This window comes from Pseudomonas machongensis (assembly GCF_034961125.1).
Classification (GTDB): Bacteria; Pseudomonadota; Gammaproteobacteria; order Pseudomonadales; family Pseudomonadaceae; genus Aquipseudomonas; species Aquipseudomonas machongensis.
Genome location: NZ_JAYFUI010000095.1, coordinates 1 through 17,685, shown reverse-complemented (window position 1 = coordinate 17,685; position 17,685 = coordinate 1). Strand labels below are relative to the sequence as shown.

Sequence of the window (17,685 nt, the reverse complement as noted above, 5' to 3'; positions counted from 1 at the left end):
CGGGGGCTGGTGCTATGATCCAGCCCTTGCGTCGCAAAGAGTACAAACTCGCCGACGCTCATCGGGCCGCCCGTGATCGGCCTTGCGCAAACCGCAAACAGACCTGAATCAGGAGATCCACCATGGCTTTTGAATTGCCGCCGCTGCCCTACGCCCACGATGCCCTGCAGCCGCACATCTCCAAGGAAACCCTGGAGTTTCACCACGACAAGCACCACAACACCTATGTCGTGAACCTGAACAACCTGGTCCCAGGCACCGAATTCGAAGGCAAGTCGCTGGAAGAAATCGTCAAAACCTCCTCGGGCGGTATCTTCAACAACGCCGCTCAAGTCTGGAACCACACCTTCTACTGGAACTGCCTGGCACCGAACGCCGGCGGCCAGCCGACTGGCGCCCTGGCTGAAGCCATCAACGCTGCCTTCGGTTCCTTCGACAAGTTCAAGGAAGAGTTCACCAAGACTTCGGTCGGCACCTTCGGTTCCGGTTGGGGCTGGCTGGTGAAGAAGGCTGACGGTTCCCTGGCCCTGGCCAGCACCATCGGCGCCGGCAACCCGCTGACCAGCGGCGACACCCCGCTGCTGACCTGCGACGTCTGGGAACACGCCTACTACATCGACTACCGTAACCTGCGTCCGAAGTACGTCGAGGCGTTCTGGAACCTGGTCAACTGGAAGTTCGTTGCCGAGCAGTTCGAAGGCAAGACCTTCAAGGCCTGATTCGTTCAGCGCTCTGAAAAACCCGGCCCTGGCCGGGTTTTTTTGTTTCCCGGGTCCAGGAAACGGAAAAACCACGGCTAATTTTCAAGCCTCCCGCGCGCCCTCTCTTGCTCCCCCTCAATAGCGCGCTAACATCAACCTTCTGGAAAGTTGATGCAGGACATTCAAGTCGCAAGGCCGCATAACCGATACAGTACTCAGGGTGCATCCAGCGACGGGCCCCTCGCCTGCCGCGGCAATCGGTCGATAGTGTATTGCCAAGGTTGATGGCAAAATAATGGCATGCGCATGGATTAAGGAAACCCCATTGAAGCTGGAATTTCGGAACAGCTTGTCGGTCAAGTTGCTCAGGGTCGTGCTGCTGTCGGCGCTCGCGGTGGGCGTCGTTCTCAGTTGTGCGCAGATCGTCTATGACACCTACAAGACCCGCCAGGCCGTCAACAACGATGCCCAGCGCATCCTCGACATGTTCCGCGACCCCTCCACCCAAGCGGTCTACAGCCTCGACCGAGAGATGGGCATGCAAGTCATGGAGGGTCTGTTCCAGGACGAATCGGTCCGCATGGCCTCCATCGGCCACCCCAATGAAACCATGCTCGCGCAGAAGTCCCGCCCCCTGCAGGACATGCCCCTGCGCTGGTTGACCGACCTGATCCTCGGCCAGGAGCGCACCTACACCACCCAACTGGTCGGCCGCGGCCCCTACAGCGAATACTACGGCGACCTGAGCATCACCCTCGATACCGCCAGCTATGGCGAGGGCTTTCTGGTCAACGCGGTCATCATCTTCATTTCCGGCGTGCTGCGCGCCCTGGCCATGGGCCTGGTGCTCTACCTCGTGTACCACTGGCTGCTGACCAAACCCTTGTCGAAAATCATCGAGCATCTCACCCAGATCAACCCCGACCGCCCCAGCCAGCACCAGATTCCCCAACTCAAGGGCCACGAACGCAACGAACTGGGCCTGTGGGTCGACACCGCCAACCAGTTGCTGGCCTCCATCGAACGCAACACCCATTTGCGCCACGAGGCGGAAAACAGCCTGCAGCGCATGGCCCAGTACGACTTCCTGACCGGCCTGCCCAACCGCCAGCAGTTGCAACAGCAACTGGACAAGATTCTCGTCGATGGCGGGCGCCTGCAGCACCGTGTGGCCGTACTGTGCGTGGGCCTGGACGACTTCAAGGGCATCAACGAGCAGTTCAGCTACCAGGTCGGCGACCAGTTGCTGCTGGCCCTGGCCGACCGCCTGCGCGCCCACAGCGGCCGCCTCGGTTCCCTCGCCCGCCTGGGTGGCGACCAGTTCGCCCTGGTGCAAGCCAACATCGAGCAGCCCTACGAGGCCGCCGAGCTGGCCCAGAGCATTCTCGACGACCTGGAAGTGCCCTTCGCCCTCGATCATCAGGAAATCCGACTACGTGCCACCATCGGCATCACCCTGTTCCCCGAAGACGGCGACAGCACCGAGAAGCTGCTGCAAAAGGCCGAACAGACCATGACCCTGGCCAAGGCCCGCTCGCGCAACCGCTATCAGTTCTACATCGCCAGCGTCGACAGCGAGATGCGTCGGCGCCGAGAGCTGGAAAAAGACCTGCGCGAGGCGTTGCCGCGCAACCAGCTCTACCTGGTGTATCAACCGCAGATCAGCTACCGCGACCACCGCGTGGTCGGCGTCGAAGCGCTGCTGCGCTGGCAGCATCCGGAGCTGGGCATGGTACCGCCAGACCAGTTCATCCCGCTGGCCGAACAGAACGGCAACATCATCGCCATCGGCGAATGGGTGCTCGACCAGGCCTGCCGCCAGTTGCGCGAGTGGCACGACCTGGGTTTCAGCGAGCTGCGCATGGCGGTCAACCTGTCGACCGTGCAACTGCACCACAACGAGCTGCCGCGGGTGGTCAACAACCTGCTGCAGGCCTATCGCCTGCCGCCGCGCAGCCTGGAGCTGGAGGTGACCGAGACCGGCCTGATGGAAGACATTAGCACCGCCGCCCAACACCTGCTGAGCCTGCGCCGTTCAGGGGCGCTGATCGCCATCGACGACTTCGGCACCGGCTACTCCTCGCTCAGTTACCTGAAGTCGCTGCCGCTGGACAAGATCAAGATCGACAAGAGCTTCGTCCAGGACCTGCTGGACGACGATGACGACGCCACCATCGTTCGCGCCATCATCCAGCTGGGCAAGAGCCTCGGGATGCAGGTCATCGCCGAGGGCGTGGAAACCGCCGAGCAGGAAACCTACATCATCGCCCAGGGCTGCCATGAGGGTCAGGGCTACCACTACAGCAAGCCGCTGCCCTCGCGTGAGCTGACCGCCTTCCTCAAGCACGCCCAACGCAACCAGGTCTCGGCACTCTGAGCGTGGTCGTCATTGACGACCCTGGAAACGACATTTGCACGAAAAGCGCGGCCAACCCTTTACACCAAATGCAAATCTTTCGCATTATGTTGCGGTTTCGCGTGCCACGGTGCAGCGCTACCAACACATGGTCCAACCAAACGACGCAGGGAAACCAACAATGATTCGAATGCCTCTGGCCTCCGCCAGTCTGCTGGCCATCGCCATCGCTCTCGCCGGCTGCGGCGAAGGCAAGGACGACAAGGCCGCCGCTCCGCAAGCCCAGGCACCTGCCGCCAGCACTGCTGCCGCACCTGGGGCTGTCGATGAAGCTGCTGCCCAGGCCGTGGTCAAGCACTACGCCGAAATGGTCCATGCCGTGTACAGCGACTCGCTGAGCACCGCCAAGCAACTGCAGACCGCCATCGACGCGTTCCTGGCCAAGCCCAACGATGAGACCCTGAAAGCCGCCAAGGACGCTTGGGTCGCTTCCCGCGTTCCTTACCTGCAGAGCGAAGCCTTCCGCTTCGGCAACACCATCATCGACGACTGGGAAGGTCAGGTGAACGCCTGGCCCCTGGACGAAGGCCTGATCGACTACGTCGACAAGAGCTACGAGCACGCCCTGGGCAACCCGGCTGCCAACGCCAACATCATCGCCAACCCTGAGATCCAGGTCGGCGAAGACAAGGTCGACGTCAAGGAAATCACGCCCGAGAAACTGGCCAGCCTGAACGAGCTGGGCGGTTCCGAAGCCAACGTCGCCACCGGCTACCATGCCATCGAATTCCTGCTCTGGGGCCAGGACCTCAACGGCACGGGCCCAGGCGCAGGCAACCGTCCGGCTTCGGACTACCTCGAAGGCCAGGGTGCCACCGGTGGTCACAACGACCGTCGCCGCGCCTACCTCAAAGCCGTCACCGACCTGTTGGTGAGCGACCTCGAAGAGATGGTCGGCAACTGGGCACCGAACGTCGCCGACAACTACCGCGCTTCGCTGGAAGCCGAGCCGGTCAAGGATGGCCTGCGCAAGATGCTGTTCGGTATGGGCAGCCTGTCGCTGGGCGAACTGGCGGGCGAGCGCATGAAGGTCTCGCTGGAAGCCAACTCGCCTGAAGACGAGCACGACTGCTTCAGCGATAACACCCACTGGTCGCACTTCTACGACGCCAAGGGCATCCGCAACATCTACCTGGGCGAGTACACCCGTCCGGACGGCTCCAAGGTCAGCGGCCCGAGCCTGTCGTCGCTGGTGGCCAAGGTCGACCCGGCCACCGACGCCACCCTGAAAGCCGACCTGCAGGACACCGAAGCGAAGATCCAGGTGATCGTCGACCACGCCCTCAAGGGCGAGCACTACGACCAGCTGATCGCTGCCGATAACGCTGCAGGCAACCAGGTGGTGCGCGACGCCATCGCCGCGCTGGTCAAGCAGACCGGTGCCATCGAGCAGGCCGCCGGCAAGCTGGGCATCGACAACCTGAACCCGGACACCGCAGACCACGAGTTCTGATGCCAGGGTGAAGGTTTGAAAGGGGCGGCCTTCGGGTCGCCTTTTTCATATCCAGCCGCTGCGACTTGCCCGCGAAAGGGCCGCCAGCGGATTCAGCAGGCAATTGCAAATTGCTCTTATTCAAACATCCCCATTTTGCTAAGCTTGCACGCCGGTTTTTCGCTCACGCCCAGGATTCTCGATGTCCTCGTCGCTGTCCCGACTCCCACTTCTGCTGATGGTCACCGTCCTGGCCGCCTGTGACGACGCTCCGCGTTTCACCCAGGCCGAGCCCGGCGAAGCGCTGTCCGGCGGCAAGGCGACGATCCTGCGCAGCGACCGCAACGCCTTCTCGATGCCCTCGGCCAACCTCACGCCCGAGCGCCGCCTGGATTTCAGCGTCGGCAACAGCTTCTTCCGCAATCCCTGGGTGATCGCACCTTCGACCACCACTGCACGCGATGGCCTGGGCCCGCTGTTCAACACCAATGCCTGCCAGAACTGCCACATCCGCGACGGCCGAGGTCATCCGCCAGAGGCCGAGGCCCGCAATGCCGTGTCCATGCTGGTGCGCCTGTCGATCCCCGACCAGCCGCAGTTCATCAAGGAAATCGAACGCCTCGGCGTGGTTCCCGAACCGGTCTACGGTACGCAGCTGCAGGACATGTCGATCCCCGGCGTAGCTCCGGAAGGCAAGGTGCGGGTCAGCTACGACAGCGAGACCGTCACCTTCGAGGATGGCCACCAGGTCGAACTGCGCCGCCCGACCGTGGAGATCACCCAGCTCGGCTACGGCCCGATGCACCCGGACACACGCATGTCCGCCCGCGTCGCCCCGCCCATGATCGGCCTCGGACTGCTCGAGGCCATCCCGGAGGCTGCGCTTTTGGCCAACGAAGACCCGGATGATCGCAACAACGACGGCATCCGCGGCCGCGCCAACCGGGTCTGGGACGATGCCCAGGGCAAGACCGTGGTCGGCCGCTTCGGCTGGAAAGCCGGGCAACCCAACGTCAACCAGCAGAACGTCCACGCCTTCGCTGGCGACATGGGCCTGACCAGCACCCTCAAGCCCGAGGACGATTGCACGCCGGCGCAGGTCGAATGCCGCGCCGCGCCCAACGGCGACGGTGACGACGGCGAAAAGGAAGTCAGCGACAACATCCTGCGCCTGGTGACGTTCTACACCCGCAATCTGGCGGTGCCTGCACGCCGCGAGGTGAATTCGCCGCAGGTGCTGGCCGGCAAGAACCTGTTCTTCCAGGCGGGTTGCCAGGGCTGTCACACACCGCAGTTCACCACGGGTAGTGACAACGTCGAGCCAGAGCTGGCCAACCAGGTGATCCGCCCCTACAGCGACCTGCTGCTGCACGACATGGGCCCAGGCCTTGCCGACAACCGTAGCGAGTTCGCCGCCGGTGGCCAGGATTGGCGCACGCCGCCGCTGTGGGGCATCGGCCTGACCGAAACCGTCAGCGGCCACACCCAGTTCCTCCATGACGGCCGCGCCCGCAATCTGCTCGAGGCCGTGCTCTGGCACGGCGGCGAAGCCGAGGCTGCACGCCGTCACGTACTGACCTTCAATGCCGAGCAACGCGCCGCGCTGCTGGCTTTCCTGAACTCACTTTAAACGCGCAAGGAGCCGGGCATGTTCCGACCCAAACTGTTGTTCACCAGCCTCGCCGCCATCGCCCTGGGCGCCTGCTCGCCGCAGGACCCGCAAGCCGTGACCTCCGCCGCCATCGCCCAGCAGGTGATCCTGCCGACCTACAGCCGTTGGGTCGAGGCCGACCGCCAACTGGCCGCCAGCGCCCTGGCCTATTGCGAAGGCAAGCAGAGCCTGGACACCGCCCGCGCCGACTTCCTCAACGCGCAGAAGGCCTGGGCCGAACTGCAGCCGCTGCTGGTCGGCCCATTGGCCGAAGGCAACCGCGCCTGGCAGGTGCAGTTCTGGCCTGACAAGAAGAACCTGGTCGGCCGGCAGGTCGAGCAACTGGTCAGCGGCGACAAGCCGGTCGACGCAGACAGCCTCGGCAAGGCCAGCGTCGTGGTCCGTGGCCTGTCGGCCTACGAGTACATCCTCTTCGACAGCAAGCCGGACATCGCCACCGCAGAGCAGAAAGCCCGCTACTGCCCGCTGCTGGTGGCCATCGCCGAGCACCAGAAAGCCCTGGCCGAAGACATTCTCAAGAGCTGGAACAGCACCGATGGCATGCTGTCGCAGATGACCAAATTCCCCAACCAGCGCTACGCCGACTCGCATGAAGCGATCGCCGACCTGCTGCGCGCGCAGGTCACCGCCCTGGACACGCTGAAGAAGAAACTCGGCGCCCCCATGGGCCGTCAGAGCAAGGGTATCCCTCAGCCGCTCCAGGCCGAAGCCTGGCGCAGCCACTCCTCGCTCAAGAGCCTGGAGGCTTCGCTCAAGGCCGCCGAAACCGTCTGGACCGGGGTCGACAACAAAGGTCTGCGCGGTCTGCTGGGTAAAGATCAGAGCGCGCTGGCGCAAAAGATCGACGATGCCTACGCCAGCGCTGCCAAACTGCTGGCTGACAACCAGAAGACCCTGGGCGAACTGCTCGCCGACGATGCCGGCAAGCAGACCCTCAACCAGATCTACGACAGCCTCAACGTCGTCCACCGCCTGCACGAAGGCGAGCTGGCCAAGGCGTTGAATATCCAGCTGGGCTTCAATGCCAACGACGGTGACTGATCATGCTGCGACGCCAGGCCCTCAAACTCGGTAGCGTGCTGCTCAGCGCCCTGACGCTCGGCGGCTGGACCCTGCTGCGCAACAAGGGCAGCGAGCCGCTGCTGCTGTCGGCGCGTGACGACGCCGATGGCGGCCACCATGCCGTAGGCTACCGCCTCGACGGCACCCAGGTGTTCGCCACCCAGGTGGCCCAGCGTTGCCATGCAATCATTCATCACCCCGAACAGCCGGTCGCCCTGTTCGTCGCCCGTCGACCAGGTACCGAAAGCTACCTGATCGACCTGCGCGACGGGCGTCTGCTGCAGACGATCACCTCGCAACCGAACCGGCACTTCTATGGCCACGCCGTCATCCACAAGGATGGCGAGTGGCTGTACGCCACCGAGAACGACACCACCGACCCCGGGCGCGGCGTGCTCGGGGTCTACCGTTTCGAGGGCCAGCGCCTGGTACACAGCGGCGAGATCCCCACCCATGGCGTCGGTCCCCATGAAGTGGCCTGGATGCCCGACGGCGAAACCCTGGTGGTGGCCAACGGAGGCATCCGCACCGAGGCCGAAAGCCGGGTAGAGATGAACCTGGACGCCATGGAGCCGAGCCTGGTGCTGATGCAGCGTGATGGCACGCTGCTGAGCAAGGAGACGCTGGCCCAGCAGATGAACAGCGTGCGCCATCTCGCGGTGGGCAACGACGGCACCGTCCTTGCCTGCCAGCAGTTCATGGGAGGTGCTGAAGAAACCGCCGAACTGCTGGCGATCAAGCGTCCGGGCGAGGCGTTCAAGGCCTTCCCGGTGCCGGAGCGGCAACTGCAGTCGATGGCCCAGTACACCGCCAGTGTCGCCGTGCACAGTGACCTGCGCCTGGTGGCACTGACCGCGCCGCGGGCCAACCGCCTGTTCATCTGGGACCTGGACAGCGGCGCGGTGAAGCTCGATGCGCCGATGCCCGACTGCGCCGGGGTCGGCGCGGTGAAGGACGGCTTCGTCGTCACCTCGGGGCAGGGGCGCTGCCGCTATTACGACTGCCGCAAGGCAGAGCTGGTCGGGCAGCCCATGAATCTGCCATCCGGGCTTTGGGACAATCACCTGCATCTGGTCTGATTCAGCACTGGCCCACCGCCCCTACCGCGGGGCAAGCCCGCTCCCACAGGTCCGGCATCCACGGGTAGTGGGAGCAGGCTCGCCCTGCGATAGGGCCTGCCCAGTCGATACATCTCCCACTTCCCGAAAAACAGTCAATACTTGCCTTCATCCGCACGTGGGCAGGATCGCCCGTGGTCGTGCCATACCCATAACAATCACATCCAAGGAACCGGACCATGCTACGCCGCCGCATGCTGATCATGTTGGCCGTGGTGCTGCTGATCGTGCTCGCCCTGGGGGGCATCAAGGCCTTTTCGATCTACCGCCAGATCCAGGTCTTTTCCGCTCCCAAGCCCGCGATCAGCGTCGCTGCCGCCAAGGCCGAGCAACGCCAGTGGCAGGAACGCCTGCCGGCGGTCGGCAGCCTCAAGGCGCTGCAGGGCGTCGAACTCAGCCTGGAAGTGGCCGGGACGGTAAAGCACCTGCATTTCGATTCCGGACAACAGGTCAAGGTCGGGCAACTGCTGCTGGAACTCGACAGCGAACAGGAGGCCGCGCTGCTGGGCACCGCGCAGGCCGACCTGGGCCTGGCCAAGGTCGATTTCGGCCGCGGCAGCCAACTGGTAGGCGACTCGGCCATCTCCCGCGGTGAATTCGACCGCCTCACCGCCCAGTACCGGCGCAACCAGGCCGTGGTCGAACAGCTCAAGGCCTCGCTGGCCAAGAAAAGCATGAAGGCGCCCTTCAGCGGCACCATCGGCATACGTCAGGTGGATGTCGGCGACTATCTGGCCAGCGGCACGGTGATTGCCACGCTGCAGGACCTCTCCAGCCTCTACGTCGACTTCAACGTACCCGAACAGGCGCTACCGCAGTTGTCCCTCGGCCAGCAGGTGCTGGTGCAGGTGGCGGCTTTCCCCGGCCAGACCTTCCCTGCCCGCCTCAGCGCAATCAACCCCAAGGTCGAGGAAAGCACGCGCAACCTGCTGCTGCGCGCCACCCTGGCCAACCCGGATGGCAAGCTGCTACCGGGCATGTTCGCCAGCCTGCTGGTATTGCTGCCCGATCCGCAATTGCAGGTGGTGGTGCCGGAGAGCGCGATCACCTACACCCTCTACGGCAACTCGGTGTATGTGGTCGGCGAGAAGAAGGCCGACGATGGCCAGACACATCTGGTCGCCGAGCAGCGCACCGTACAGACCGGCGAGCGCCGCGATGGCGTGGTGGTGGTGCGCAAGGGGCTGCAGGCTGGCGAACAGGTGGTCACCGCCGGACAGCTCAAGCTCAGCCCGGGCGCTGCGATACGCATCAGCCAGGACCCGCCCTTGTCGCCCGCCGACGCCCAAGGCGCGGCGGCCCCCCACTGACGCGGAGGCTGGCATGGCATTCACCGACCCATTCATCCGCCGCCCCGTACTCGCCAGCGTGGTCAGCCTGCTGATCCTTCTGCTCGGCTTCCAGGCCTGGAGCAAGCTGCAGATCCGCCAGTACCCACAGATGGAAAACGCCCTGATCACGGTGACCACCGCCTATCCCGGCGCCAACGCCGAGACCATCCAGGGCTACATCACCCAACCGCTGCAGCAGAGCCTGGCCAGTGCCGACGGCATCGACTACATGACCTCGGTCAGCCGCCAGAACTTTTCGGTGATCTCGGTCTACGCGCGCATCGGTGCCGATACGGATCGCCTGTTCACCCAACTGCTGGCCAAGGCCAACGAGGTGCGCAACAAACTGCCGCAGGACTCCGAAGACCCGGTCCTGAGCAAGGAGGCGGCCGATGCCTCGGCGCTGATGTACATCAGCTTCTACAGCAGCGAAATGAGCAACCCGCAGATCACCGACTACCTGTCACGGGTCATCCAGCCCAAGCTTGCGACCCTGCCAGGCATGGCCGAAGCCGAAATCCTCGGCAACCAGGTGTTCGCCATGCGCATCTGGGTCGATCCGGTGAAGCTGGCCGGGTTCGGCCTTTCGGCCACCGATGTGACCAGCGCGGTGCGCCGCTACAACTTCCTGGCTGCCGCCGGCGAGGTGAAGGGCGAATACGTGGTCACCAGCGTCAATGCCACCACCGAACTGAAGTCCGCCGAAGCTTTCGCCGCCCTGCCGGTCAAGACCGTCGGCGACAGTCGTGTGCTGCTCGGCGATGTGGCGCGCATCGAGATGGGCGCGGAGAATTACGACACGGTCAGCTCCTTCGACGGTATCCCGTCGGTGTACATCGGCATCAAGGCCACGCCATCGGCCAACCCGCTGGAGGTGATCAAGGAGGTGCGGCGAATCATGCCGGACCTGGAAAGCCAGCTGCCCTCGGCACTGAAAGTCTCCATCGCCTACGACGCCACGCTGTTCATCCAGGCCTCCATCGATGAAGTGATCAAGACCCTCGGCGAAGCGGTGCTGATCGTCATCGTCGTGGTGTTCCTGTTCCTCGGTGCGCTGCGCTCGGTGCTGATCCCGGTGATCACCATCCCGCTGTCGATGATCGGCGTGCTGTTCTTCATGCAGATGATGGGGTATTCGCTGAACCTGCTGACCTTGCTGGCCATGGTCCTGGCCATCGGCCTGGTGGTGGACGACGCGATCGTCGTGGTGGAGAACATCCACCGCCATATCGAAGAAGGCAAGACGCCGTTCGACGCTGCCCTCGAAGGCGCGCGGGAAATCGCCATGCCGGTGGTGTCGATGACCATCACCCTGGCGGCGGTGTACGCACCGATCGGCTTCCTCACCGGGCTGACCGGCGCGCTGTTCAAGGAGTTCGCCCTGACCCTGGCGGGCGCGGTAGTGATCTCCGGCATCGTGGCCCTGACCCTGTCACCGATGATGTGCGCCCTGCTGCTGCGCCCCGAGCAGAGCGAGAAAGGCCTGGCCCATCGCCTGGACCAGATCTTCGAGCGTCTGAAAGTGCGTTACCAGCGCCTGCTGCACGGCACCCTCGACAGCCGCCCGGTGGTCATCGTCTTCGCCGTGATCATCCTGTGCCTGATCCCGGTACTGCTCAAGTTCACCCAGAACGAGCTGGCGCCCAACGAAGACCAGGGGGTGATCTTCATGATGAGCAGCTCGCCGCAGCCGGCCAACCTGGATTACCTCAACGCCTATACCGACCGTTTCACACCGCTGTTCAAGACCTTCCCCGAGTATTACTCCTCGTTCCAGATCAACGGTTTCAATGGTGTGCAAAGCGGTATCGGCGGCTTTCTGCTCAAGCCCTGGAACGAGCGCGAACGTACGCAGATGCAACTGCTGCCGCTGGTGCAGGCCAAGCTCGAGGACATCGGCGGGCTGCAGATCTTCGGCTTCAACCTGCCATCGTTGCCGGGCACTGGCGAAGGCCTGCCGTTCCAGTTCGTGCTCAACACTGCAGGCGACTACCCAGCCCTGCTGGAAGTGGCACAGCGCGTCAAGGAGCGCGCCCAGGCCTCGGGCAAGTTCGCCTTCCTCGACATCGACCTGGCCTTCGACAAGCCCGAAGTGGTGGTCGATATCGACCGGGCCAAGGCGGCGCAGATGGGGGTGTCGATGGATACCCTCGGCGCAACGCTGGCCACCCTGCTGGGCGAGGCGGAGATCAACCGTTTCACCCTCGAAGGGCGCAGCTACAAGGTGATCGCCCAGGTCGAGCGGGCCTACCGCGACAACGCCGGCTGGCTGAACAACTATTACGTGAAGAACGATCAGGACCAGTTGCTGCCCCTGTCGACCCTGATCACCCTCAGCGAGCGGGCACGACCGCGCCAGCTCAACCAGTTCCAGCAGTTGAACTCGGCGATCATCCAGGGCGTACCGATGGTCAGCATGGGCGAGGCGCTGGATACCATCCGCGGCATCGCCCGCGAGGAGGCGCCGGAGGGCTTCGCCTTCGACTATGCCGGCACCGCGCGGCAGTTCGTCCAGGAAGGCAGCGCCCTGTGGGTGACCTTCGGTCTGGCCCTGGCGATCATTTTCCTGGTGCTGGCAGCACAGTTCGAAAGCTTCCGCGACCCGCTGGTGATTCTGGTGACCGTACCGCTGTCGATCTGTGGCGCACTGCTGCCGCTGTTTCTTGGCGTCTCGAGCATGAACATCTACACCCAGGTCGGGCTGGTCACGCTGATCGGGCTGATCAGCAAGCACGGCATCCTGATCGTCGAGTTCGCCAACCAGTTGCGCGAGGAAAAGGGCCTGGGGGTGCGCGAGGCGATCGAGGAAGCCGCGGCGATCCGTCTGCGGCCGGTACTGATGACCACCGCAGCAATGGTATTCGGCATGGTGCCACTGATCCTGGCGACGGGTGCCGGCGCCGTGAGCCGGTTCGACATCGGTATCGTGATTGCCACCGGCATGTCGATCGGCACGCTGTTCACCTTGTTCGTGCTGCCCTGCGTATACACCTTGCTGGCGCATCGGACGGTGGCGGATGAGCGCCAGGGGAGCGGCGGCACAACCTCAAGCCTGGAAAAACCACAAACCCATTAGCCAGAAACAACAAGGCCCCGCGTCTGCGGGGCCTCGTGCCTGGGGCTCAACCAAACGGCCGCAGCCCCTGGCGCATCCCGAACAGGAACAACAGCAGATCATGATCCGGCTGAGCCTGGGCCTGCGCCTGCTCTGGCTTTGTCACCCGCGGCGTGGCGCACTGCCCCGCCGCATCGCTCTTGCTGAACACGGTAGGCCGTGGCACCTCCCAGGCCGCCACGGCTACGCTGGTCACGCCAAGCGCGGCCACCAGGAACAAAGCTCGAGCTATTTCTAGTTTCATCAACCTAACCCTTTGACAGCGCTGCCAAACGCCCTCTCATAAAAGTAGAGCAGGGTTTGCCACTCCGCTTCATTGAACGACGAATGGCGGCGCAGCTGGCGCAGGTCGTTGTAGGCCGCGCGCTGGCAACTGATGCGGCGGCGGCACTTCTCCAGGTCCAGCAGGGCCACTTCGGCCCGCGCCTGCTCACCTTCACCGCTCACCTTGACGAACACATGCTTGCCGTACAGGCAGCCGTGCTGCCAGTGGCCCAGATGCATCCGCGCCAGGTTGTCAGCCAGGTCCTTGAGCATGCGCTCATGCAGCACCTGCGGGTAATGCTCGCGAGCGCCCTGGGCGTGCCAGGTGTCGAGATCGACGAATCCATCCAGCGCTTCACTGACCAACAGCGCCCGCCACTGGTGCTCGGCATCGCGTTCTGCACCAGCAAAGACGATGCGCGGCACCCGCACTCCCAACTGCTCGAAGCTGTTCAGGGCGTCCAGCTCGCGCAATACCGTGGGGCGGCCGAAGGGGTGCAGCAGGCTGCGGTAGATATGCCCGACCTGGCGCTTAGCATAGAGCAGATGGCCGTTGCCATCATCCAGGCGCTGCACGCCACTTTCACCGCCACGTCGCTGATTGGGCTCCTCGACCCATTCCCCCTGCTGTTGCCAGTAGTAGTCGAATTGCGACACCTGCCCCTGAGTTGCTGCCATGAATCCCTCACCCCTTTCGCAATACATAGACTCGCCACATGGCATAGAACGGCAGGAAGTCGAGACGTTCCTGAATCCTGAAGCCTGCTGTCACAAATTCTTCTTCAACCGTAGCAGCAGGTAACACAAAGCGATTCTGGTAACTGTCCTGCTCCGCCTTGGCGCTGCGTCGTTGTTCGAGCTTCTTGCGCCGCCATGCCTTGAAATTGCCATCCACCCACAGCGACAGGATCACGCTATCGCGGCTAACTCTTTGAAATTCAGAAAGAATTGTCTTGCGATGGGCCGGATCACCGATGTGGTGGAACAATCGCATGCAGAAAATGCTGTCTACCGAGTTGTCCGGCAGGTCAATGGCAAAGGCTGAGGTTTGCAAAGGGCGTACCCGCTCGACCACCGCTGGCGGTTGCGACGCACAGGCTGTCTCGATCATCGCAGCGGAATTGTCTGCACCGATGATCACGCGGTTGGGTTTTTCTGCCAGCAGCGGCCAGAAACGGCCGGCGCCGCATGGCAGGTCGAGCACCAGGCCCGGCTCGCCGGCCAGTGTCAGGGCGCGGCGAGCAAGTTGCTCGTCACGCGTGTGGGAAAGGCGACGGGCCAGGCCATCCTGATGCTTGATGAAGTACTCACGGGCGTGCTGCTGATCGTACTTTTCGGAAAATTCGAGTTTGATAGGGCTACGCATGGGACATCTCCTGACTCAATGCCGACCACATTAGGTGGGCAAGCGTTGGCATCAGGTCATCGCCATGTGAAAAAACTGTCACACGAAAGGGTTAAATCTTACGAAGCATTACACAACATTCTGCATCGGGGCCGCCGTACGGCCCCGGTTTCTACTGCAGTGTCGTGTCGATTTCCTGCTCATGCGCCAGCGCGGTGCCCTGGCTCAGGTCTACCTGGAAGCGGCAGCCGTGGGGCGCGGTGGCGGTCAGGGTCACGCGCCAGCCCTGGTCGTCGCAGATCCGCTGCACCAGCGAAAGCCCCAGGCCGAGCCCCTCGCCACGCCGCTCGTCGCCACGCACGAAAGGCTTGAACATCGCCTCGCGCTGCTCCTCGGGAATGCCCACGCCGCTGTCCTCGACACTGAAACCGCGGGCCTCGAGGCTCAGGCGGATATAACCGGTATCGGTGTAATGCGCTGCGTTGCGCAGCAGGTTGCCCATCACCGATTGCAGGAAAGTGGCGTTGTACAAGGTTGGGCTGGCACTGACACGGCCATCGTAGTAGAGGGTCAGGCCCTTCTGCTCGATGGTGTCGCGCCACACGCCGATCAGATCATCAGCCACCTCGCGCAGGCTGGCCCGCGAGGCCACCGCACCTTCGTCACGCTGGGCCCGGGCCAGCATGAGGAAGGTCTTGACCAGCTCGCGCATCTCCTCGGTGGCACGGGCGATCCGTTCCACCTGGGCGCGTGACCGACTGTCCAGGCCGGTGTTCTCCATCAGCAGTTCGCAGGAAGTCGCGAGCACCATCAATGGGGTGCGCAGTTCGTGGCTGACATCGCTGGTGAACAGTCGCTCGCGGGTCAACGCATCGCGCAAGCGACCAAGGGTATCGTCGAACGCCACCGCCAACTGCCCGACTTCGTCGGCAGCATAGTCCGGCGCAAGCGGCGGCGCCAAACCGAGCAACTGGTCACGATGGCGAACCTGACGCGCCAGACGAATCACCGGCGCCATGACCCGACGCGCCAGCAGCCAGCCAAGGAATGCCGCCAGCACCAGGCTGAGCAGGAAGCCCACCACCACCACGGCGAACAGCACCCGCTCACGCTCCTCGAAATCGCTCTGATCCTGCAGCAGCACGTAGCGACGACCGTCCACGACCTCGACCATGGCGTGGTAGGAGAGCTGGTCGCGGAACACTTCGTGGAACCCGGCATCGAGGTGACGCAGGTCCTTGGGCAATTCGAAATCATCGCGACCGCCGCTGAAGTAGAACAACTGGTCAGGGCGCGGGCGGTGGCTCCAGTCACTGACGCTGTCCATGCGCAGCAGGCGCTGCAGATCGCCCCCCAGCACCGAGGAAATCAGGCGTTCTTCGACCAGGTGAACAGTGGCGACGATGCCGAAGGCAAACGCGCCGGCGACTAGCGCGCTCATCAGCGCAAAGGCAATGATGATGCGCTGGGCAAGGCTCTGCTTAAACTCCATCGCGACCCTCGGCGAGGCGATAGCCGACGCCATGGACGGTATGCAGCAGGGGCTTTTCGAACGGCTTGTCGATCACCTGGCGCAGTTGGTGGACATGGCTGCGCAAGCTGTCGCTGTCGGGGCAGTCGTCGCCCCACAGGGCTTCTTCAAGGACTTCGCGGCGCAGCACGTGCGGGCTCTTCTGCATCAACACCGCCAGCAACTTCAGGCCGACCGGGTTGAGTTTGAGCAGCTTGCCCTGACGGGTGACTTCCAGCGTGTCGAGGTCGTAGCTCAGGTCTGCCACCTGCAGCGTACGCCGACCACCGCCCTGGGCGCGACGCAGCACCGCCTCGATGCGCGCGGCCAATTCGGACAGGGCGAACGGCTTGAGCAGGTAATCGTCGGCCCCGGAACGGAAGCCCTGCAGGCGATCGTCCAGCTGGTCGCGGGCGGTCAGCATGATCACCGGGGTGTCGCGGCGGGCGTCTTCGCGCAGGCGCTTACACAGGGTGTAGCCATCGATGCCAGGCAGCATGATATCGAGCACGATCAGGTCATAGTGTTCGGTCGCGGCCAGGTGCAGGCCCGACAGGCCGTCCTGGGCGCAGTCGACGGTGTAGCCTTTCATGCCCAGGTAATCAGCCAGGTTGGCGAGGATATCGCGGTTGTCTTCAACCAGTAGAATGCGCATCGGGGTCTCCTGTGCGGCGCTTCGCTGTGCGCGGCAGGCGCAGCTTACGGCCATTGGCCAGGCATCGCCAGCCTTGGTGGAAAAACAGCGTAACTGACGCTTTTTTCACTGATCCTTCACACACAGAGCATAGCCGCGGACCGAAAATGCCCGATCTTTCGTGCCTTCCCCCTTGCCTGTGGAGCCTTCATGCACACCGCCCGACCCCGCCCGATCAACCTCTGGCTGTACCTTGGCATCCCCCTGGCTACCGCACTGGTTCTGCTGCTGCTCGAGGCCACATCGCTGGACATGGACGTGGCCAACCTGATGTTCGATCCGTCCGTGGGTCAATTCATCGGGCGCCATAGCTACTTCCTGGAGACCATCCTGCATGACCGGGTCAAGCAGGCGGTGATCGGTGTCGGGCTGCTGGCGGTAGTGGCGTTCATCGCCAGTTTCTTCTGGTCACGCCTGGGCAGTTGGCGTCGCGAACTGGGTTGCCTGGTGCTGGCCCTGGGGCTGTCCACCGGTTTTGTCACGCCGCTCAAGCAACTGACGGCGGTGCAGTGCCCGTGGAGCCTGACCCAGTTTGGCGGCAAGGAAACCTACAGCAAACTGCTCGAAGCGCGGCCAGCGACCGACAAACCAGGGCTGTGCTGGCCCGGCGGCCATGCAGCGACCGGCTTCAGCCTGTTCGCATTGTTCTTCGTGCTGCGCGACCGCAAGCCACGCCTGGCACGTGGTGCCTTCGCCCTCGCGGCAGGTGTCGGGGTGGTGCTATCGGTAGGCCGGATGATGCAGGGCGCACACTTTCTCTCGCACAACGTCTGGACCGCCGTGTTCTGCTGGTTGATCGGATTGGGCTGCTATTACCTGGTGCTCTATCGCAGGGGGATGGCAAGGGTGACCGTGGCTGAACGCGGCATTGCCTGAGCCGACGCAGGTCTGACACGCGCGCATGAAAAAGCCCCGCACAAGGCGGGGCTTTTTCATGCAGCTAGGGCCAGGGCTGGCTTACATCATGCCGCCCATGCCACCCATGCCGCCCATGTCTGGCATGCCGCCAGCAGCTGGCTTGTCTT

14 protein-coding genes are annotated in these 17,685 nt (G+C 63.6%); 9 read left to right on the top strand and 5 right to left on the bottom strand.

Going from position 1 to position 17,685, the window contains the following annotated elements:
• Window positions 1-122 precede the first annotated feature (122 nt).
• The 8 genes from VA602_RS10060 to VA602_RS10025 all read left to right on the top strand — a co-directional run bounded on the left by VA602_RS10060 (window position 123) and on the right by VA602_RS10025 (window position 12,808).
• Window positions 123-719, top strand: coding sequence for a superoxide dismutase (locus VA602_RS10060; protein WP_054893818.1), 597 nt, complete (start codon window positions 123-125; stop codon window positions 717-719).
• A gap of 307 nt (window positions 720-1,026) precedes the next feature.
• Complete coding sequence (locus VA602_RS10055) at window positions 1,027-3,078, top strand: putative bifunctional diguanylate cyclase/phosphodiesterase (protein WP_063545989.1); 2,052 nt, start codon at window positions 1,027-1,029, stop codon at window positions 3,076-3,078.
• A 160-nt stretch (window positions 3,079-3,238) separates the two neighbouring features.
• On the top strand, window positions 3,239-4,570 hold the full coding sequence (locus VA602_RS10050) for an imelysin family protein (protein WP_054893820.1): 1,332 nt from the start codon (window positions 3,239-3,241) through the stop codon (window positions 4,568-4,570).
• A 181-nt stretch (window positions 4,571-4,751) separates the two neighbouring features.
• A complete protein-coding gene (locus tag VA602_RS10045; RefSeq protein WP_323453142.1) occupies window positions 4,752-6,179 on the top strand; it encodes a di-heme oxidoreductase family protein in 1,428 nt (475 codons plus the stop codon).
• 18 nt (window positions 6,180-6,197) lie between these two features.
• Complete coding sequence (locus tag VA602_RS10040) at window positions 6,198-7,262, top strand: imelysin family protein (RefSeq protein ID WP_151925147.1); 1,065 nt, start codon at window positions 6,198-6,200, stop codon at window positions 7,260-7,262.
• 2 nt (window positions 7,263-7,264) lie between these two features.
• Entirely contained in the window at window positions 7,265-8,362 is a 1,098-nt protein-coding gene (locus VA602_RS10035; protein WP_153773175.1) for a DUF1513 domain-containing protein, read from the top strand.
• A gap of 218 nt (window positions 8,363-8,580) precedes the next feature.
• On the top strand, window positions 8,581-9,711 hold the full coding sequence (locus VA602_RS10030) for an efflux RND transporter periplasmic adaptor subunit (RefSeq protein WP_063545992.1): 1,131 nt from the start codon (window positions 8,581-8,583) through the stop codon (window positions 9,709-9,711).
• 13 nt (window positions 9,712-9,724) lie between these two features.
• The gene (locus tag VA602_RS10025; protein WP_323453141.1) at window positions 9,725-12,808 is read left to right on the top strand and encodes a multidrug efflux RND transporter permease subunit; all 3,084 of its coding nucleotides are present in this window, start codon (window positions 9,725-9,727) and stop codon (window positions 12,806-12,808) included.
• A 46-nt stretch (window positions 12,809-12,854) separates the two neighbouring features.
• Here the strand turns inward: VA602_RS10025 and VA602_RS10020 are convergent, their stop codons facing one another.
• The 5 genes from VA602_RS10020 to colR form a co-directional block, all read right to left on the bottom strand.
• Window positions 12,855-13,091 (bottom strand): hypothetical protein, encoded by a 237-nt coding sequence (locus VA602_RS10020; protein WP_054893826.1) that lies wholly within the window; start codon window positions 13,089-13,091, stop codon window positions 12,855-12,857.
• Complete coding sequence (locus tag VA602_RS10015; protein WP_054893827.1) at window positions 13,091-13,789, bottom strand: lipopolysaccharide kinase InaA family protein; 699 nt, start codon at window positions 13,787-13,789, stop codon at window positions 13,091-13,093. Before VA602_RS10015 ends, VA602_RS10020 begins: the two co-directional genes overlap by 1 nt.
• 7 nt (window positions 13,790-13,796) lie before the next feature.
• Entirely contained in the window at window positions 13,797-14,477 is a 681-nt protein-coding gene (locus tag VA602_RS10010; RefSeq protein ID WP_112899077.1) for a class I SAM-dependent methyltransferase, read from the bottom strand.
• 151 nt (window positions 14,478-14,628) lie between these two features.
• Window positions 14,629-15,948, bottom strand: coding sequence for a sensor histidine kinase (locus VA602_RS10005; protein WP_054893829.1), 1,320 nt, complete (start codon window positions 15,946-15,948; stop codon window positions 14,629-14,631).
• Window positions 15,938-16,621: a two-component system response regulator ColR gene (colR, locus tag VA602_RS10000; protein ID WP_054893830.1), complete on the bottom strand. Its 684-nt coding sequence runs from the start codon at window positions 16,619-16,621 to the stop codon at window positions 15,938-15,940. The genes VA602_RS10005 and colR overlap by 11 nt, the downstream gene beginning before the upstream one ends.
• A gap of 189 nt (window positions 16,622-16,810) precedes the next feature.
• On the opposite strand from colR, the gene VA602_RS09995 reads away from it, so the two are divergent.
• Window positions 16,811-17,536 (top strand): phosphatase PAP2 family protein, encoded by a 726-nt coding sequence (locus VA602_RS09995; RefSeq protein ID WP_054893831.1) that lies wholly within the window; start codon window positions 16,811-16,813, stop codon window positions 17,534-17,536.
• Window positions 17,537-17,685: the final 149 nt, after the last annotated feature.